This is a genomic window from Kangsaoukella pontilimi, from assembly GCF_009830125.1.
Classification (GTDB): Bacteria; Pseudomonadota; Alphaproteobacteria; order Rhodobacterales; family Rhodobacteraceae; genus Kangsaoukella; species Kangsaoukella pontilimi.
In genome coordinates this window covers 954,101-970,852 of record NZ_WUPT01000002.1, presented here as the reverse complement: position 1 = coordinate 970,852, position 16,752 = coordinate 954,101, and the positions used below count along the sequence as shown (strand labels likewise).

At 62.6% G+C, this 16,752-nt stretch carries 22 protein-coding genes; 15 read left to right on the top strand and 7 right to left on the bottom strand.

The features are described 5' to 3' along the window. The first annotated feature begins 105 nt into the window (after positions 1–105). Entirely contained in the window at positions 106–1,041 is a 936-nt protein-coding gene (locus tag GQ651_RS14350) for a haloalkane dehalogenase (RefSeq protein WP_160764893.1), read from the top strand. Positions 1,042–1,280: 239 nt separating this feature from the next. On the opposite strand, the gene GQ651_RS14345 is transcribed toward GQ651_RS14350, so the two are convergent. The 3 genes from GQ651_RS14345 to GQ651_RS14335 form a co-directional block, all read right to left on the bottom strand. Further along, positions 1,281–1,574, bottom strand: a complete 294-nt coding sequence (locus GQ651_RS14345) for a hypothetical protein (protein WP_160764892.1) — start codon at positions 1,572–1,574, stop codon at positions 1,281–1,283. Positions 1,575–2,018: 444 nt separating this feature from the next. Beyond that, positions 2,019–2,348, bottom strand: coding sequence for a chaperone modulator CbpM (locus GQ651_RS14340; protein WP_160764891.1), 330 nt, complete (start codon positions 2,346–2,348; stop codon positions 2,019–2,021). Next, positions 2,345–3,289, bottom strand: coding sequence for a DnaJ C-terminal domain-containing protein (locus GQ651_RS14335; RefSeq protein ID WP_160764890.1), 945 nt, complete (start codon positions 3,287–3,289; stop codon positions 2,345–2,347). Before GQ651_RS14335 ends, GQ651_RS14340 begins: the two co-directional genes overlap by 4 nt. A gap of 400 nt (positions 3,290–3,689) precedes the next feature. On the opposite strand from GQ651_RS14335, the gene GQ651_RS14330 reads away from it, so the two are divergent. Genes GQ651_RS14330 through GQ651_RS14320 form a run of 3 tightly spaced genes read left to right on the top strand, consistent with a single transcriptional unit; the run spans position 3,690 to position 6,534 of the window. Then, positions 3,690–4,655, top strand: coding sequence for an efflux RND transporter periplasmic adaptor subunit (locus GQ651_RS14330; protein ID WP_227258191.1), 966 nt, complete (start codon positions 3,690–3,692; stop codon positions 4,653–4,655). Further along, entirely contained in the window at positions 4,655–5,860 is a 1,206-nt protein-coding gene (locus GQ651_RS14325) for an ABC transporter permease (protein WP_160764888.1), read from the top strand. The genes GQ651_RS14330 and GQ651_RS14325 overlap by 1 nt, the downstream gene beginning before the upstream one ends. After that, positions 5,857–6,534 carry an ABC transporter ATP-binding protein gene (locus tag GQ651_RS14320; protein ID WP_160764887.1) on the top strand — a complete coding sequence of 226 codons (678 nt, stop codon included), beginning with the start codon at positions 5,857–5,859 and terminating at the stop codon, positions 6,532–6,534. Before GQ651_RS14325 ends, GQ651_RS14320 begins: the two co-directional genes overlap by 4 nt. Positions 6,535–6,551: 17 nt before the next feature. Here GQ651_RS14320 and GQ651_RS14315 read toward each other — a convergent pair whose 3' ends face one another. From GQ651_RS14315 to GQ651_RS14300, 4 genes are all read right to left on the bottom strand, one after another. Then, positions 6,552–7,307, bottom strand: a complete 756-nt coding sequence (locus tag GQ651_RS14315) for an SDR family NAD(P)-dependent oxidoreductase (RefSeq protein ID WP_160764886.1) — start codon at positions 7,305–7,307, stop codon at positions 6,552–6,554. An 85-nt stretch (positions 7,308–7,392) separates the two neighbouring features. Then, entirely contained in the window at positions 7,393–7,779 is a 387-nt protein-coding gene (locus GQ651_RS14310) for a hypothetical protein (protein ID WP_160764885.1), read from the bottom strand. Further along, complete coding sequence (locus tag GQ651_RS14305; protein WP_160764884.1) at positions 7,779–8,090, bottom strand: DUF883 family protein; 312 nt, start codon at positions 8,088–8,090, stop codon at positions 7,779–7,781. Before GQ651_RS14305 ends, GQ651_RS14310 begins: the two co-directional genes overlap by 1 nt. An 81-nt stretch (positions 8,091–8,171) precedes the next feature. Then, the gene (locus tag GQ651_RS14300) at positions 8,172–8,603 is read right to left on the bottom strand and encodes a cupin domain-containing protein (RefSeq protein ID WP_160764883.1); all 432 of its coding nucleotides are present in this window, start codon (positions 8,601–8,603) and stop codon (positions 8,172–8,174) included. 584 nt (positions 8,604–9,187) lie between these two features. Between GQ651_RS14300 and atpD the strand changes: the two genes are divergently transcribed. The 11 genes from atpD (at position 9,188) to GQ651_RS14245 (ending at position 16,708) form a co-directional block, all read left to right on the top strand. Next, positions 9,188–10,666, top strand: coding sequence for a F0F1 ATP synthase subunit beta (gene atpD / locus GQ651_RS14295; protein ID WP_160764882.1), 1,479 nt, complete (start codon positions 9,188–9,190; stop codon positions 10,664–10,666). Further along, positions 10,663–11,073, top strand: a complete 411-nt coding sequence (locus GQ651_RS14290) for a F0F1 ATP synthase subunit epsilon (RefSeq protein ID WP_160764881.1) — start codon at positions 10,663–10,665, stop codon at positions 11,071–11,073. Before atpD ends, GQ651_RS14290 begins: the two co-directional genes overlap by 4 nt. Further along, positions 11,070–11,363 (top strand): AtpZ/AtpI family protein, encoded by a 294-nt coding sequence (locus tag GQ651_RS14285; protein WP_160764880.1) that lies wholly within the window; start codon positions 11,070–11,072, stop codon positions 11,361–11,363. The genes GQ651_RS14290 and GQ651_RS14285 overlap by 4 nt, the downstream gene beginning before the upstream one ends. Beyond that, the gene (locus tag GQ651_RS14280; RefSeq protein WP_160764879.1) at positions 11,360–11,650 is read left to right on the top strand and encodes an N-ATPase subunit AtpR; all 291 of its coding nucleotides are present in this window, start codon (positions 11,360–11,362) and stop codon (positions 11,648–11,650) included. The genes GQ651_RS14285 and GQ651_RS14280 overlap by 4 nt, the downstream gene beginning before the upstream one ends. After that, a complete protein-coding gene (locus GQ651_RS14275) occupies positions 11,647–12,360 on the top strand; it encodes a F0F1 ATP synthase subunit A (protein ID WP_160764878.1) in 714 nt (237 codons plus the stop codon). Before GQ651_RS14280 ends, GQ651_RS14275 begins: the two co-directional genes overlap by 4 nt. Further along, on the top strand, positions 12,357–12,605 hold the full coding sequence (locus tag GQ651_RS14270) for a F0F1 ATP synthase subunit C (protein WP_406565470.1): 249 nt from the start codon (positions 12,357–12,359) through the stop codon (positions 12,603–12,605). The genes GQ651_RS14275 and GQ651_RS14270 overlap by 4 nt, the downstream gene beginning before the upstream one ends. Positions 12,606–12,609: 4 nt before the next feature. After that, positions 12,610–13,347: a F0F1 ATP synthase subunit delta gene (locus GQ651_RS14265; RefSeq protein WP_160764876.1), complete on the top strand. Its 738-nt coding sequence runs from the start codon at positions 12,610–12,612 to the stop codon at positions 13,345–13,347. After that, on the top strand, positions 13,337–14,860 hold the full coding sequence (locus GQ651_RS14260) for a F0F1 ATP synthase subunit alpha (protein ID WP_160764875.1): 1,524 nt from the start codon (positions 13,337–13,339) through the stop codon (positions 14,858–14,860). The genes GQ651_RS14265 and GQ651_RS14260 overlap by 11 nt, the downstream gene beginning before the upstream one ends. Beyond that, the gene (locus tag GQ651_RS14255; protein WP_160764874.1) at positions 14,857–15,711 is read left to right on the top strand and encodes a F0F1 ATP synthase subunit gamma; all 855 of its coding nucleotides are present in this window, start codon (positions 14,857–14,859) and stop codon (positions 15,709–15,711) included. The genes GQ651_RS14260 and GQ651_RS14255 overlap by 4 nt, the downstream gene beginning before the upstream one ends. A 64-nt stretch (positions 15,712–15,775) precedes the next feature. Then, positions 15,776–16,297 carry a hypothetical protein gene (locus GQ651_RS14250; RefSeq protein ID WP_160764873.1) on the top strand — a complete coding sequence of 174 codons (522 nt, stop codon included), beginning with the start codon at positions 15,776–15,778 and terminating at the stop codon, positions 16,295–16,297. A gap of 63 nt (positions 16,298–16,360) precedes the next feature. Continuing rightward, entirely contained in the window at positions 16,361–16,708 is a 348-nt protein-coding gene (locus GQ651_RS14245; RefSeq protein ID WP_160764872.1) for a hypothetical protein, read from the top strand. The last annotated feature ends 44 nt before the right edge of the window (positions 16,709–16,752 follow it).

Below are 16,752 nucleotides of genomic sequence, written 5' to 3'. Positions count from 1 at the left end.
GCACTTGGGTCAGACCACAATTGAACCGCGCCGACGACCCACGCCCGAGGCGGTTCAACCTCTTCAATGCTTGTTCCTGGAACCTTCAAAACCACGGAGACCGACATGAAACGTCTAATCATTCATGCCCTGTTCGGCGCGGCACTTACCGCCCCGTTGTCGCCCGCCGCGGCCGAACCACGCTCGAATTTCATCGAGGTCGAGGGGGCGCGGTTGCACTACCTCGAGATTGGCGAAGGAAAACCTATTCTGCTTCTGCATGGCAATCCCACATCCTCTTATCTTTGGCGTAACGTGATCCCGCTCCTCGAAGACTCGGGCAGGGTCATCGCGCCCGATCTTGTGGGCTTTGGTCGATCTGACAAACCCCAGATCGACTATGCGTTTCAAAATCACTATCGCTACGTCGAAGGGTTCATCGAGGCACTCGCTCTCGAAGATGTCACGCTTGTTCTGCACGACTGGGGGTCGGTTCTTGGCCTGAACTACGCGCGACAGAACGAGGAGAACGTGCATGCCGTCGCCTTTCTCGAGGCAATCATCCCGCCGGCCTTCCCGGTTGAGACGATCGAGGCTCTAGGGCCTGCTGCCGACATCTTCCGCGCGTTCCGCGACCCCGAAACCGGGCCGCAGCTTCTGATCGAACAGAACGTCTTCATCGAACAGATCCTGCCTGCGCAAGTTATCCGCCAGCTGACCGACACCGAAATGGAGGCGTATCGCGCGCCCTTCGCCGATCCCGCCGCGCGGGAGCCGATCCGCATGTGGCCCAACGAACTCCCCATCGCCGGTGAGCCGGCCCGCAATGTCGCAGTCGTGCAGGAGGTCGGCGATTGGCTTCGCCTTTCGGAGACCCCGAAACTTCTGATCTATTTCGATCCGGGCGCCATTGTCCCGCCAGAGGCCGCGCGTTGGATGCAGGACAATTACAACAATATCGAAATCCGCTACGGCGGCGAGGCGCGACACTTCGCTCAGGAGGACCAACCCAAAGCCATTGGTCGGCATATCGCCGATTGGCTTCGCGTGTTGGATCGATGAAGGGCGTAGTTCCTGACCGTCGTGTTGGGGTCGGTCGGGCAATCACGCTTGCCCCCGCATCACGGCGTAGTCTCTTAAAATCTCGGTGGTCGCGGAGCTGTCCGATAACAAGGCTTCGCCTCGGCCGCCTGAACTTGGCTTTGTCGGCGCACTCAGGCGCCGAGCAAGCACGAGGCCGGAGGGCACGTGCCCCACACAGACATGCCCGTGAAACAGACATGCCCGTGAACTTGTCACCATCAACCAGCCGTCGCCGGCCAGTATTCATAAACATTGAAGGCACGATTCTCCGACCACTGACCGAAAAGGCAGCGACGCAGCGCAAAATCACATGATCGAAACACGAACATCATCTGCACACATAAAAGTCCGCAATCTATTGAAATAATTTCACAATTTTCATCATCCATCACGAAAATGAGGCCGATTGGACTCTGCAATATGCCGTCGCAGTTGGTTGCGGGGTGATTTGCACCTACGGCGCCATTTTTTTGCTCGTTCTGGAAGAAGGGCGATATCTCGCCGCTCGCCACTCCACTGAAATTTATTCGGTTTCTCAAGGGGCTAGTTGCGGGGGCTCGCAACTCACGATTCCTGCGGTTGGTCGAGGGCGTGGTGCCGCGGCTTGTGGCGTAGAATTGGCGAGCGGGGCGTAACAAGGTGCGGATGTCGCGATTTCCGCTTTCGCGCCCTCAGAGCAGAGCGCCGGTACGCCCTGTACACACGATCCGCACACGCAAACTGCCCAACCGTCTCTGGCGACTTGGGTTTCAGCCCAATCCCCCATCGGCGCCAAAGGCGACTTAGTCTCAGAAAGACCTTAGCAAAGACGTTGCGACGACTATGCGACAAGAAAAATCATTGTTCTTTGATGGGGCAGGCGCTGCGTGACCCGCATGCCAACATCGGCGCCGGGAACAGGCGTAGCGTTTTGTTGGACGTAGGGACACCGCTTCTCGGTCCCGCTGGAATTCCGCTCAAGGCCTTTTCATTTCCGCCATGATCTGGGCCTGCAGGTCGGCCGGCAGGGCGGCTATCGCGCGCGACATGGTCGCGATATCCTGCCGCGCGGCGTGCAATTGGTCGATGAGCGAGATCACGATGCCCAGGCCGATCTCATCCAGATCGAGGTCTTGGGACAGATCGCACAAAAGCTCCAGCCGCGCGAGATCGATGCGGCGAAAGACATACGCGCCCGCTTGGCGGTCTGGCCTGACGAAATCACATTCGATGAAGGTGACAAGCTGGCTGCGGGTCAGCCGCGTCACGCTGGCAACGACGTCGTCTTCGGAATAGCGGTCTGTCATGTCCCGGCCCCTTTCATCAGATCGGCGCGCGGGTCGTAGGCATGGGTCTTGCGCCATTCCGCAAGGAACTCGCGCAGTCCAACGTCCACGTCAGGCGGCGCGACGATCTTCAGCTCGACCCGCTGGTCGCCCTTTGTCTGGCGCCCTGCCCGTGCGACCCCGCGCGCCCGCAGACGCAGAACCTGGCCAGAGCTCGTCCCCGGGGGAATGGTGAGACCTACGGGGCCGTCGATGGTCGGTGCCGTGACCTTGCCGCCGAGAACAGCCTCGTCGATGGTGATCGGGAGCGTCACGAGAATGTCGTCGCCGTCACGACGGAACACCGGGTGGGGCCGCACCAGAACGGTGACGAGCGCATCCCCTGCCGGGCCACCACCGAAGCCGGGCGCGCCTTTTCCGCGCAACCGGAGCGTCTGGCCGTCCTCAGTGCCCCTTGGGATCTTGACGGCGAGGCTCTGGCCATCCGGCAGTGTGATACGGGTCTCGGCACCTCGTGCTGCATCCAGAAACGGCACCTCAAGCGTATAGCGCACATCCGGGCCATGGGCTGAAAACACACCGTCAGAAAAGTCGCCACCGGACGACCGCGAACGACTACGCAGGATCTCCGCGAAGATGTCCGCCGGATCGGCATTCTGCCCAAACCCGCGCGTTTGCTGGTAGGCGTTGTCCGACGCGTCTGCGAAATCACGATAGTACTGCCGCTGTGGGCGCTCTGCGCCGAGCCCGTCGATCTCTCCCGCATCATATCGGGCGCGGGTCTCGGGATCTTTCAGGATCTCATAGGCAGCAGAGATTGCCTTGAACCGCGCCTCGGCCCCGGCATCGTCGGGATGCAAGTCAGGATGGCTTGTCCGCACCAGTTTCCGATACGCCTTCTTGATGTCGTCGGCCAATGCGGCCTTGGTCAGGCCAAGCACCTCATATGGATCGTCGGGCATCGGGGCCTCCCATTGGACAACCAGCTCAAGGCCGGGCGACACACGCGCAGGTGGCCTCTTCCCTTTCGAAATGCCATGGCGATGCCGGTGGCGTCCCTGATCCATGTCAGGGCGCGGTCTCGCTGGTCGGATATCTTATCCCAGCCGCTGTCTGACCGGAGCTATCACTCCGCCCATGCGGAATGACGTTCGGGAAGGATCCAGCTTGGCCTCGGCAAACACCATAGAGACACAGGATAACCCGCGCGCCGGAACGGAAAACGAGGCTGCATCCGCGCCGCGCGTGCCAGCCCTGCGCCCGGTCGCGCCCGCGCCTGTCAAAAGGCGTCGCCGATGGCTTTGGGGGGGTGCGGGCCTGCTGGTCCTTGCGGTTGGCGGCCTGGTCTGGTCGCAGGTCTGGATGGCACGGCCGACCCTTGTATCGGTCGAGATCGCGACCCTCGCCCCGGTAACGCGTGTGCTTGCCGTCAACGGCCGGATTGCGGCGGTTCGGTCCGTCGATGTCAGATCGGTGGTTTCCGGCACCCTCGCGCAGCTTCCGGTGGCAGAGGGTGACATGGTCGAGGCAGACCAGATCCTCGCGCAGCTCGATGCGGGCGCGCAGACCGCCGCCGTCCGGCAGGCCATGGCCACGCTCGACGCCGCGCACGTGACGCAGCAACAAGCGTCGGAGGCCTATGATCGCGCTGTCGTGCTGGGCGACAACGTCCCAAGGACAGTGCTGGAGGCGGATGCCTTCGCCCTGCGATCCGCGGCACAGGAGGTGGCGCGCCTGACCGCGCTGCTCGACCAGGCGCAGATCGTGCTTGGCACCTACACGATCCGGGCGCCCGTTGCGGGCACCGTCCTTGAGCTTGACGCCGAGGCGGGGCAGATCGTCGGCCCGTCGGCACGTTTGCTGACCTTGGCCGATCTCACGGAATTGGTCGTCGAAGCGGATGTGGACGAGGCCTATGCGAGGCAGATCGCGGTCGATCTGTCCGCCATCGTGCAACTGGCCGGGGAATCCACCACGCGCGAGGGTCACGTCAGCTTCGTGTCGAACCGCGTGGACGAGGCCACCGGAGGCCTTGCCATCAAGATCGCCTTCGACAGCCCGGTTTCGGCCCCCATCGGCCTTACCGTGGCGACGAATATCATCGTCGAGCAGCGCGAGGCCGCGCTGACCGTGCCGCGCACCGCCTTGCTGAACGGCGACGGGGTTTTCGTGGTGTCGGACGACGTGGCGGAGTTGCGGCCCGTGACGGTGGTGGACTGGCCGGCCGCACGCCTCATCGTGACCGGGGGCCTTGAGGCGGGCGAGGCGGTGATCGTGGACGCCACAGGCATCGCGGATGGGCAGACGGTCGCGGTGGATCAACCCTGATGCTCTATGCCCTGAAGATCGCGACCCGGTATCTGACGGCGAGCAAGGCCCAGACGGCCCTGTTGGTCACAGGCGTGGCGGTGGGCGTGTTCATCTTCATCTTCATGTCGGCCCTGATCGGGGGGCTGGCCGAATTCATCTTGTCGCGCACCGTGGGCGACATCAGCCATATCACCATCGAGGCCGAAACCGACGACCCGTCCGTGCTGATCTCGCCCGAGGGCCATGTGCTGGTCGTGGCCGAACGGGTGCGCACCCGCACCGCAACGCTGTCCGAGGCCGCGACCTGGCTGCCTCAGATCGAAGGGGTTCCGGGGGTCAGGGCCGTCTCGCCGCAGATCAGCGGCGCGGGGTTCGTCACGCGCGGGGCGCAGGTCGCACAGGTCAGCGTGACCGGGGTGGAGCCGGGTCGCGAATCCGCCATCCTCGATCTGGCGGGCTACATGGTCGAGGGGGATGTGCGGCTTGGGTCGGGCCTGATCGTGCTGGGTCGCGATCTGGCCGATGATCTGGCGCTGTCGATCGGCCGGACGCTGCGGCTGGAAAGCTCAAACGGTGTCACGGCGGCGCTGACGCTCAGCGGTATCTTCAAGACCGGTAATGGCAGCATGGACAGCGCGCGGGCCTTTGTCAGCCTGTCGACCGCCCGGACGCTCTATGCCATGCCGCAAGGCGTCACGCGGATCGAGATCAAGCTGGGCGATCTGAACGCGGCCGATGCCACGGCCCTGCGGATCCGCGCCCTGACGGGCCTTGACGCGGTGCCCTGGACGGACGGGGCGGAGCAATTGATGGAGGCGCTGAACGCACAGGCGCAGACCGGGTATTTCCTCAAAACCTTCGCGCTCATCACCATCGTGATCGGCGTCGCCTCGGCGCTCTTGCTGTCGACCTACCGCCGCCGCCCCGAGATCGGGATCATGCGCGCGATGGGGGCCGGGCGCGGGTTCGTCATCTTCGTCTTCGTCACGCAGGGCGCGCTGATCGGGCTGATGGGGGGCATCATGGGCGCGGCGCTGGGATACCTTGCACTCTTGCCCTTCCCCTCGCGCGATGCCTTCGAGCCAGGCACCCTGCCAATGGACATAACGCAAGGATCCTATGGCCTGGCCATCACGCTGACCGTCATCGGCGCGATCCTCGCCTCGATCCTGCCCGCACGTTCGGCCGCCCGCGTGGATCCCGTCACGGCGATAGGCCAATGAGCGCGCTTCTGGAAGTAACCGACCTGTTCAAGACCTACGGGACGGGAGAGGCCGCGACACGGGTCCTGCGCGGCTTGTCCTTGCGCCTCGACACCGGAGAGATGGCGGCGCTGCTGGGGCCGTCGGGGTCGGGCAAGAGCACGCTCTTGACGATACTGGGCACCTTGATGAAGCCTACATCGGGCAGCTACGTCATGCTGGGCGAGGACATGATTTCCGCCGATGACCGGGCCCTGACCGAGTTTCGCAATGCCCACATCGGCTTCGTTTTCCAGTTTCACAACCTTCTGCCGGATTTCACTGCGCTGGAAAACGTGATCTTCCCCACGGCCGTACGTGAAGGGCGCGAGACGCCCGCCGCCCGTGCGCGTGGCCGCGATCTCTTGTCCCGCATGGGGCTCGCCGACCGCATCGAATTCCCCTCGGCCAACCTTTCGGGCGGGCAAAAGCAACGAGTCGCTGTTGCCCGTGCCTTGATGAACAGTCCGGAACTGGTGCTGGCGGACGAGCCGACCGGGAACCTCGACCGAGACTCGGCAAACCAGGTGATGGACCTGATCGGACAGATCAACCGCGAGGAAGGCACGGCCTTCCTGATCTCGACCCATGACGAAAAGATTGCCGGTTTCTGTCGGCGACAGATCGTCGTGGGCGATGGGGTTGTGACCGGTTAGGCCCACGCAGCGGGTGCTTACTGCGCGGTATAGCCCCCGTCGACGAGGTGGTAGCTTCCGGTGATGAAACTGGCCTGATCCGAGAGCAGGAAACAGGTCATCGCCGACACCTCCGCAGCCTCACCCAGCCGCCCGATTGGGTGCAGGGCGGCGATGCCGTCCAGCGCCGCTGCGTCAAGGTGCTTTTCCAGAAGCGGCGTCGCGATGAAGCCCGGACCAACCGCGTTTACCCGAACCCCGGCCTTGGCGTATTCGATGGCCGCAACCTTAGTCAGGCCAACAACCCCATGTTTCGCGGCGACATAGGCACCGGCCATCGCAAAACCGACCGACCCGAGGATAGACGCCATATTGACGATCGCGCCGCCGCCCACCTTGACCATTTCGGGAAGGCCAAAGCGCATGCCATGAAACACACCGGTCAGGTTGACGTCGATGACCTGCTGCCAACCATCCAGAGGATATTCCCCAACCGGATGCGCGGGGCCACCGATACCGGCGTTGTTGACAAGAAGATGCAATCCACCCGTCTTCGCCACAGCGAACGCCACAAGGGCCTCCACCTCAGCGGCAACGCTTGTGTCGGTCTTGTGGATGAAGGCCTCCCCACCGGATACCCTGATCTGTTCGGCCACGGCAGACATCCCTGCTTCGTCCATATCCGCCAGAACTACCCGTGCCCCGTAGCGTGCCAGATCCTGCGCGATTGCGGCGCCGATGCCGGAGGCGGCACCGGTCACGATGGCTGTCTCGTCGCTGAACTCAAAGGTCATTTTCAGTCTCCTGCAAATAGGTAATTTTGGGAGAAGCTGCGCAGATTGAATCGTAGCGCGCCAACTTGGGTCAACCGGGCCAATTTCAGTCCCGCCTGCCCTCGCCCAGGGATCGCGCCAGAACAAATGCTGCCGTGAACGCAATCTGAGAGGCCAAACCGGTTTCGCCGGCTGCAGGTGCCGCCGGTTGGAAGACCGGTGGGTCGGTCAGAGCCCTTTTCGTAAATCGATTTCTGGCGAAGACCAGAAGGACCGCAGCCAAAATTGTTAATCCGAGGCCCATCAAGAGGGACGCCGGACCTTGCCCTACCGCAATACTGAGCGTGAGATACGCCCAGGCCGTCAGGAACGCCACTCCTGCGGCTGCGGTCAGTCCACCGGCCAGAGTAAGCAAGATCGGCAACAGCAATCGTCTAGCGTCCCTTCGGATGTATCGGCCAATGCTGTGCACGATGTCATCGACAAAACCCATCACCGCCGCGACAGGGCGCCAACCAAAAAACCCGCACCCGCGGCGAGGCCAATTGTCATGAAAGGGTGGGCCGCAACAGACTCCTCCACTTGCGCTTCTGCAGAGCGTCCCTTGCTTTCGGCATAATGTCTTGCCTGGTCAAAGCCTTCGGCGATATCAGCGGCCATGTGGCTTCCACGCCGTCCCGCAATCGCGCTGACAGTTTCAGTGAGACGCGACATATCCTCCCGCAGGGAGGCCAATTGACGACTGACCGCCTCGATATCGGTTGCGGCGGTGGGTTGTGCTTTAGTCTTGCTATCAAGTGACATTTTGATTTCCTTTTTTTGTTCGAGATTAGGGTGTTGTGTTGTTTGAACTGCTGTCCGAGAGCGGACTATATGCATCGCGCATCATGTTTGGGATGAAACCCGGACCACCTCTGCCGCGTGCTCGGTGGCTTTTCCTGAGAAGACTTCGTCGGACACATCGGCCTCGGCCTTGGTCTTTTGAACCAGTTGGTCCTTGTGATGCGGCGGCCCGTAAAGGGTATAAAGCTTGAGCGCCTCATGGCCCGTGCAGATCACGTTGTGATGCGCACCTGCGGGCACAACCACACCATCGCCGGGGCCAACCTTGTGCGGCGTGCCATCGATCACGACACGTCCCTTGCCGTCTTCGATGCGAAAGAACTGGTCCGTGTCAGCGTGTATCTCGCCACCGATTTCAGTCCCCGGCTCGAGTGACATCAGAACCAGTTGCAGCTTTGTTCCTGAATAAAGAACACGCCGAAAGTCGGTGTTTTCTTCCGTCAGTTCCTCGATATTCGCAACATATCCGATCATGACGCCTCTCCGTTCATTTCATCGTCTGGCTAGACGACACGAACGTGTGTGCCGCAGATAAATCTTCACCGCACTGATCGGCGTTAGGAGCGTGCTACGTTTATCTTCACTGCGGTGCGGTTGACCGAAATCGGCCTTTGGTCGAGCGTCCTCACCCCGGGCGTCATGAATCGCGCCGCTTCGTTTCATGGCCCAATGACGCGTGCACTTACTGCGGCCTACCACCGCCAAAAGCGGGCGTGGGATCAGGTTTGGTGAACGTAGGTGCCCGGCGCCGCCACGATCGGACCCAAGCCCTTGTCCGGCGCACCGATGAAGGGTGCCGGCACGAAGCCGCTGCTATTTTCTTCCAGCCAGGTCGTCCACGCGGGCCACTAGGAACTGGATGCGGCGCATTTTGCTTACGCCCTGTGCGGCAAACGTCCGTTGGGGCCGCATTGATGCAAGTTAGCGCCGACCGTCGTGCAGCGTTCTATGCCTCTTTCAAGTGTTCCCCGCAGGCTGCTGTTTTCTGGCTGGCTGTCGGCGACAGGCAAGCTAAGAGGCTCCGTTTGACACCCAAAAGCTCAGACCCGACACCGAACATGGACGCTACCCGCGTCGGGAACGGCGCAAAGGTGGATGATTGCGGCTTGCCTCTCGACGGCGTGGTGCATGCCGTCCGGGGGGCGGTCGTGGATGTCGTCTTTGCTGGTTCCGACCTGCCGCCGATCAATTCTGCCCTGGTCGTGAAATGGGACCGCCCGACCGTCCTCACTCTCGAAGTCCACAGCCACCTCGATCAGAAGACAATACGCGCCGTGGCCTTCCAATCCACTGCGGGCCTTGCGCGAGGCGTGCCGGTGCAGGCCAGCGGCGCGCCGGTGACCGTGCCTGTGGGCGAAGCCGTTCTCGGCAGGCTTCTGGATGTGGTGGGCAGTCCGCAGGACGACGGGCCTGCCTTGCCTGAGGATACACCACGTCGCTCGATCCATGCCCTGCCGCCGCTTCTGAAATCCCAGACTGGCGCCACCGACGTATTTGAGACGGGGATCAAGGTGATCGACCTGCTGACGCCGATGGCTCGGGGCGGCAAGGCCGCGATGTTCGGCGGCGCCGGCGTGGGCAAGACCGTTCTGGTGATGGAATTGATCCGCGCCATGGTCGAGAAATATGAAGGTATCTCCGTCTTCGCGGGCGTCGGTGAGAGATCACGCGAGGGGCATGAGCTGCTGACTGAAATGCAGGACTCGGGCGTTCTGGAGCGCACCGTGCTGGTCTACGGTCAGATGAACGAGCCACCCGGCGCGCGCTGGCGGGCTCCGCTCACAGCCTTGACGATTTCGGAATACTTCCGCGACCAGAAGCACAAGAATGTCCTTCTTCTGATGGATAACGTGTTCCGTTTTGTTCAGGCCGGGGCCGAGGTATCCAGCTTGCTAGGCCGCCTTCCCTCGCGCGTGGGTTACCAGCCGACGCTCGCGACTGAAGTGGCGGGCTTGCAGGAACGTATTGCCTCTGTGGCAGGCTCTGCCGTGACCGCCATTCAGGCGGTCTATGTGCCAGCCGACGATTTCACCGACCCCGCGGTGACCACGATTTCCGGACACATGGATTGCGTCATCATGTTGTCCCGCGCCCAGGCCTCCGAGGGGTTTTATCCGGCGATTGACCCGCTGGGCTCGTCATCGATGCTACTCGATCCGCTGGTTGTCGGTGACGGGCATTACCAGACCGCCGAGGCGGTCCGGCAGGCGCTGGCAAGGTTCCGCGAGCTGACCGACATCATTTCGCTGCTTGGAGTCGAGGAACTGGGCACCGCCGACCGCTTGATCGTCAAACGCGCACGCCGGTTGCAACGGTTCCTGACCCAACCCTTCATGGTGACCGAGGCCTTTACCGGCACACCGGGCGCCAGCGTGCCCCTCACCGAGACCCTCTCGGGGTGCCGCGCCATTCTGGACGGCGAAGCCGACGAGTGGTCCGAAAGCTCGCTCTACATGGTCGGAACGCTGGAGGACGCAAGAAACAAAGAGGCCGCTGCAAATGCCTCGGACGCCGCCGACGTCGAGGAAGCGGCATGAGATTGCGGATCGTGACCCCTCTGTCCGTCGTTGTGGACGAGGATGCTGAAAGCTTGCGGGCTCAGGACGCCAGCGGCAGCTTCAGCATTCGGCCCGGCCACGCCCCATTCCTGACCGCGCTCTCGGTTTCCATCCTCAGTTGGAAGACCACCGGTCTCGAGCGGTTCTGCGCATTGCGCGGCGGGGTGCTGACCGTGACTGGCGGTAGCAGTGTCGCAATCGCCACCCGCGAGGCCGTGGCGGGCGACGATCTGGCCACGCTGGACGCGGAGGTTCTGACCCGGTTTCAGGCCGACGCCGACGAAGAACGGGTCGAACATGTCGAGACGATGCGCCTGCAGATGGACGCCGTCCGCCAGATGATCAGCAGGTTGCGCCAGGGCGCAGACAAGGGACAGTTCCGGTGACCGAAAACCAATCTGAGCCCCCAGAGACCGATCCTCTGGTCGAGGAAATCCGCAAGCATCGCAGCCGTCACGAGAAGTGGCTGCGCGAAGGCGACATGTCCGTCGGTCGACGTTTGGCGCAGATCGGCGTGCTGGGCTGGATCTTCGTGGTGCCGACTCTGGCGGGCCTGTTCTTCGGACGCTGGCTCGATGCGCAATTTGAGACGGGCATCTTCTGGAGCGCCCCAATGATGCTGCTCGGGCTTTGCATAGGCGGCTGGACCGCTTGGAAATGGATGAACGCACGATGACCGATCTCTCCACTCTCCCGCTAATCGTCCTTCTTCCGATCTGCTTTCTGGGTGGGCTATTCATCGGATATGGCTATTTCCGCGCACTGCGTGAGACCGCCAACCTGATCGTGGGCGGAGGCAAACCGCTCAGGGCGATCGTCCTGACCCTCGCGCGCATCTCGCTTCTGGCCACCGGGTTCTTCATCGCCGTTCTGGCAGGCGGCCTTGCCCTGTTGGCGGCCCTTGCGGGAGTCCTCTGCGCCAAGTGGATCATTCTCCGCAGGATGCAGGAGATCCAAACATGAACTCTCCGCTCGACTCCACCGTTCTGTTCCAGATTGGACCGGTTCCGATCACGCAAGCCATCGTCACGACATGGGCGATCATGGCGATACTGGTGATTGGGGCTTTTGTCCTGACCCGCCGCTTAGACCTCAGACCAACCCGGCGGCAGGCCGCGCTGGAACTGATGGTCGCCACGCTCGACACCCAGATTACCGAGACCACGGGCGCGGCGCCCGCACCCTATCGCGGGTTCATCGGCACGCTCTTTGTGTTCATCCTCGTGGCGAATTGGTCCTCGCTTGTGCCGGGGGTCGACCCTCCGACCGCACAGCTTGAAACCGACGCCGCCCTCGCCGTTCTGGTGTTCCTGTCCGTGATCTGGTTCGGCATACGCGCGGGCGGCGTTGGCGGCTGGCTGAAAACTTTCGCGGCGCCCAATCCGGTGATGATCCCGCTGAACATCCTGCAAAGCCTGACGCGGGTCTTTTCCATGTTCGTCCGCCTGTTCGGCAACGTGATGAGTGGGGTATTTGTCATCGGCATTGTCGCCTCATTGGCTGGCCTGCTGGTACCGATCCCATTGATGGCGCTCGATCTGCTGACCGGGCTGGTGCAGGCCTACATCTTCGCGGTGTTGGCGATGGTGTTCATTACCTCTGCGGTCGAGGACGGCGCGCGAACCCAACCGAATATCGACCTTGCCCCTTCCCCAACGAAAAAGGATTCATGATGGACTACGCTGCCATTGCCAGCATTTTCTGTGCCGCCTTTGCCGTGGCCTTTGGTGCCATCGGCCCAGCCCTTGCTGAAGGGCGCGCGGTCGCCGCCGCAATGGAGGCTATCGCCCGACAACCCGATGCCGCAAACACGATTTCGCGCACGCTGTTCGTTGGGCTTGCGATGATCGAGACGACGGCAATCTATTGTCTGGTGATTGCGCTCCTGCTGCTCTTCTCCAACCCGCTACTGGCATGAGCGCATGACCCTCGATTGGTGGGGACTGGGTCTTCAGGCCATTAACGTCCTGATCCTCGTCTGGCTGCTCAGCCGCGTGTTCTGGCGGCCGATAGCCGGGGCCATCACCCGGCGACAAGACGCGGCGCAGGCCATGCTGGAGGAAGGCAAGACAGCACAAGCGAAGGCCGATGCTGCGCTTGCAGAGGTCGCTGAGACTCGCGCAGGCATCGCGGCCGAACGCGAGGCCATACTTGCTGATGCCAAAGCGACAGCAGACAAAGTCGCGAAAGCCGCGCTGAAGGATGCTCAAACCAAGGCGGACGCCATGATCGCTGCCGCGCGCACCGCCATTGACCGCGACCGAAACACCGCGCGGAAAGAGAACGCAACGAGGGCCGCCGAATTGTCGGTCGAGATTGCAGCCCGGCTTCTGGGCCGGTTCAACACGCCTGCGGTTCAGGCGACGTTCCTTTCGCAACTTGTCGAGGCGATCGCGGGCATGTCCGCTTCCGACCGAACGGCGCTGATAGCCTCGGCAGACGACATCGAGATCATCACCGCGACAAACCCGGAGGACGAGGAAAGGGCCAAGATCGAACAAGCGGTAAAGGATGCGTTGGACGGCACGCCCAGCGTTCGTCTTGTCACCGATCCCGACCTGATCGCCGGACTGGAACTCCGCAGCGGGCATTTCGTGCTTCACAACAGCTGGCGGGCCGATCTGGAGAATATCCTGAAGGAGGTCGAGAGTGCCGCCTGACGCGCCAGACTGGTTCGCCTCGGCGCAAGGCGCAGTGCGTCGCGCGGCACTGGGTCCGCGACCCGAACACAGGGGCCGTGTCGAGGAGATCGGGGACGGTGTGGCGATGATCTCGGGCTTGCGCGACGTGCGGTTGGACGAGGTTCTGCGGTTTGAGGGCGGTCAATTCGGGTTCGCACGGGTTCTGGACCCCGATCTGATTGGCTGCGTGTTCATCGACGCGGCGACCAAGGTCGAGGCGGGCGATGCCGTTTTCGGCACCGGCGAAGTGGTAAGCGTGCCTGTCGGAGAGGCGCTGCTCGGGCGCATCGTCGACCCGCTCGGCCGCCCGCTGGACGGAAAGGGGGCCATTGAGGCCGAAGAGCGGTGGCCTATCGAGCGCCCGGCGCCGTCGATCATCGAACGAGATCTCGTGACCCAGCCGGTGCAAACCGGGATACTCGTGATGGACACGCTGTTCGCGCTTGGCCGGGGTCAGCGCGAGTTGATCGTCGGGGACCATTCCACCGGAAAGACGACGCTGGCCACCGACACGATGATCGCCCAAGCGCACAGCGACATGATCTGCGTCTATGTCGCGGTGGGGCAAAAGACATCCAGCGTACGCCGCGCCATCGACGCTCTGCAGGCGCATGGGAATTTCGCGCGCTGCATCGTGATTGTCGCGGGCTCCGCCTCGGCGCCGGGGCTGCAATGGATAGCACCGTATGCGGGCATCACGATGGCGGAGTATTTCCGCGACCAGGGCGGTCATGCCCTCGTGGTGATCGACGATCTGTCCAAACACGCCGCCACCCACCGCGAGATCGCCCTTCTGACCCGGCAATCTCCGGGGCGCGAGGCCTATCCGGGGGACGTGTTCTACATACATGCCCGCCTACTAGAACGGGCTGCCAAGCTGTCCAAGGCGCGTGGTGGCGGATCCTTGACCGCATTGCCGATCGCAGAAACCGATGCGGGGAACCTGTCGGCCTATATCCCGACCAACCTGATCTCGATCACGGACGGACAGATCGTGCTGGATGCGGCTCTGTTCCATCAGGGGCAGAAACCGGCTGTGGACGTGGGACTGAGCGTCAGCCGTGTGGGCGGCAAGACCCAAGCGCCTGTGCTGCGCGAGGCGGCCGGCACGCTACGGCTCGACTATGCGCAGTTTCTGGAACTCGAGGTCTTCACCCGGTTCGGAGGCATGCCCGAAGGTCGCGTGCGCGACCAACTCAAACGTGGGGAGCGGATCAGGGCGATCCTGCGCCAACCGCAGAATGCACCGCTTCGCCTGGCCGATGAGGTGGCGCTCCTGCTCGCTGTGCAGTCGGGACTGCTTGACCCCCTGTCACTCGATTCTGTTGCCACCTTTCGGGACAAACTACCGGAAAATCTTGATCAGGATGCCGGCGATGCCCTGCGTGCCATTTCAGAGACCGGGGAACTGAATGAGACGGCGCGGGCCGCCCTGATGGCCGCGATGACCCGCCTTGCGATGCAGCTTGAAGATATGGAACCAGCGACATGACCGAACGAATGGCCGATGTCAGCGCCCGGATCGACGGCATTCGCCAGTTGGGAGCCGTGGTAAACGCGATGAAGGGCATCGCCGCCGCGCGCGCCAGCACCGCCCGCGCAGAGATCAAGGCCGTGGACAGCTATGCCGCAACAATTGCCGCCGCCATATCCAACGCGCTTGGACCCGCAGGTCCTACGTCACCGGCCGAGACCTCTCGCGGCCGAACCGACGGTCGCATCGGTCTTTTGGTTTTCTGCGCCGAACAGGGCTTCGCCGGTGCCTTCAGCGAACGCGTTCTTGACAGCATCCAAGACGACCTGCCGGCCACCAGCCTGTTTCTGATCGGCACCCGTGGTCTGTCGATCGCTGCCGCGCGCAGTCTCCATCCGGTCTGGTCCGCTCCGATGTCCTCGCACACGCCTGGCATCCCGAGACTGGCCGATCAGATTGCCAAGGCGATCTACCGCGCCCTGGGCGAGGGTCGTTTTGAGCGTATGGATATGATCCATGCCGGATGGGCGTCCGGGCGACCTCAAGTCCTCCGGCAGGTTCTGTTGCCGGTCGATCTGTCAGCCCTGCCGCCGCCTGGAACGACACGTCCGCTGACCCAGCTACCCACCGACGCCCTGATCAATAGTCTCAGCGCGGACTATCTCCATGCGCTGGTGTGCAAGGCGGCGCTTCATGCCTTTGCCGCAGAGAACGAGGCAAGAATGGAGGCCATGTCCGCCGCGGGCAGCCAGATCACGCGCGAGCTGGGCGAATTCGAGGCGACTCTGCGCCAGGTACGACAGGAAGCGATCACAGCCGAAATCATCGAACTGGGGACCGGCACGGCGTCCGCGCGCGGCGCAAGGTGAGCGCTACGGGGCTAACATAGGCTCCTATTGATCTGGGTCAGCACAAGCTGGCGCGGTTTGCGTCATGTTGGTCGTTAACCAAGGTGTGGCACCCGCCCGCTTTCGTTCGACCGGCGTCATGACATCGGCCAATCCGGCTCATGCAAACGGCGTCAGCAAGGATCCCGCAATGGCAAACGCTCCGACGCAACTTGGACAAGACCCGCAATTCGAGCCATTTCTGCACGCGCACTTGGGTGAAGATCGACGCGGAAGCAGCGTCACCGTTCTATCGATGCTCGCCCGGCTCGGCGTTGATCCCTGGAGCGAAGCCTCGGAGCTTTCCAGGTTGCCCGCAGCGGCGGCACGGCAAAGGTTGGAGGCGCTGATGACACGTTTCCATGACGTACCGACCCCTGTTCCGGATCGGAGCAGGATTGTCTCGGGCCTTCTTGCCCTGCTGCCGAGGCGGGCGACGACCGCAATTTCACCCCGGGACGGCAAATCGGCCAAGCTTGCGCTGCCACCGCAGGGATCCCCAATCTACTGGATCATTGCGGCCGCCCTGTTCGTTGGCTGGGTCGCCATGCTGGCACAAGGCCAGTGAGATGAATCCCTGCGCGAAACAGCCATCACCCAGCACAACCGCCAATCTTGAAAGGAGCCTTGAATGACTGCAGATGACACCCTCTGGGATCTGGAAGAACGCTTCTGGACACAAGGCGCTGACAGTGCGCGTCACGCGACCGCAAAGGGCGCTGTCTTCGTCTTGCCCTATCCTGCCGGCATTCTTCAGGGCGATGCGCTCTGGAGAGAAAAAGACGTCGCCCAACGGTGGCGTTCGGTCGAAATGAGCGAGCATTACCTGTCACGGCAAAACAACATTGCCGTATTGGCCTATCGTGTCTCTGCCGAACGGAGCGACGAACCGATCTATGAGGCGCTCTGCACCTCGACCTACCTGAACGACGACGGCAAGTGGCTGCGGCTGGCGCATCAGCAGACCCCGCTGATTTGATCGCGAGAGTTGTCTGGCGCGGGTTCCTTATGGCGGCAAGGTTC

What these genes read in the sequence shown, in the direction of transcription:
- GQ651_RS14270 (WP_406565470.1), top strand. Translation starts at nt 12,357, where the DNA reads ATGATGGACTACGCTGCCATTGCCAGCATTTTCTGTGCCGCCTTTGCC.
- GQ651_RS14330 (WP_227258191.1), top strand. Translation starts at nt 3,690, where the DNA reads ATGGCACGGCCGACCCTTGTATCGGTCGAGATCGCGACCCTCGCCCCG.
- GQ651_RS14320 (WP_160764887.1), top strand. Translation starts at nt 5,857, where the DNA reads ATGAGCGCGCTTCTGGAAGTAACCGACCTGTTCAAGACCTACGGGACG.
- GQ651_RS14310 (WP_160764885.1), bottom strand. Translation starts at nt 7,779, where the DNA reads ATGGGTTTTGTCGATGACATCGTGCACAGCATTGGCCGATACATCCGA.
- GQ651_RS14300 (WP_160764883.1), bottom strand. Translation starts at nt 8,603, where the DNA reads ATGATCGGATATGTTGCGAATATCGAGGAACTGACGGAAGAAAACACC.
- GQ651_RS14340 (WP_160764891.1), bottom strand. Translation starts at nt 2,348, where the DNA reads ATGACAGACCGCTATTCCGAAGACGACGTCGTTGCCAGCGTGACGCGG.
- GQ651_RS14255 (WP_160764874.1), top strand. Translation starts at nt 14,857, where the DNA reads ATGACCGAACGAATGGCCGATGTCAGCGCCCGGATCGACGGCATTCGC.
- GQ651_RS14315 (WP_160764886.1), bottom strand. Translation starts at nt 7,307, where the DNA reads ATGACCTTTGAGTTCAGCGACGAGACAGCCATCGTGACCGGTGCCGCC.
- GQ651_RS14265 (WP_160764876.1), top strand. Translation starts at nt 12,610, where the DNA reads ATGACCCTCGATTGGTGGGGACTGGGTCTTCAGGCCATTAACGTCCTG.
- GQ651_RS14335 (WP_160764890.1), bottom strand. Translation starts at nt 3,289, where the DNA reads ATGCCCGACGATCCATATGAGGTGCTTGGCCTGACCAAGGCCGCATTG.
- GQ651_RS14350 (WP_160764893.1), top strand. Translation starts at nt 106, where the DNA reads ATGAAACGTCTAATCATTCATGCCCTGTTCGGCGCGGCACTTACCGCC.
- atpD (WP_160764882.1), top strand. Translation starts at nt 9,188, where the DNA reads ATGGACGCTACCCGCGTCGGGAACGGCGCAAAGGTGGATGATTGCGGC.
- GQ651_RS14325 (WP_160764888.1), top strand. Translation starts at nt 4,655, where the DNA reads ATGCTCTATGCCCTGAAGATCGCGACCCGGTATCTGACGGCGAGCAAG.
- GQ651_RS14280 (WP_160764879.1), top strand. Translation starts at nt 11,360, where the DNA reads ATGACCGATCTCTCCACTCTCCCGCTAATCGTCCTTCTTCCGATCTGC.
- GQ651_RS14275 (WP_160764878.1), top strand. Translation starts at nt 11,647, where the DNA reads ATGAACTCTCCGCTCGACTCCACCGTTCTGTTCCAGATTGGACCGGTT.
- GQ651_RS14245 (WP_160764872.1), top strand. Translation starts at nt 16,361, where the DNA reads ATGACTGCAGATGACACCCTCTGGGATCTGGAAGAACGCTTCTGGACA.
- GQ651_RS14290 (WP_160764881.1), top strand. Translation starts at nt 10,663, where the DNA reads ATGAGATTGCGGATCGTGACCCCTCTGTCCGTCGTTGTGGACGAGGAT.
- GQ651_RS14250 (WP_160764873.1), top strand. Translation starts at nt 15,776, where the DNA reads ATGTTGGTCGTTAACCAAGGTGTGGCACCCGCCCGCTTTCGTTCGACC.
- GQ651_RS14305 (WP_160764884.1), bottom strand. Translation starts at nt 8,090, where the DNA reads ATGTCACTTGATAGCAAGACTAAAGCACAACCCACCGCCGCAACCGAT.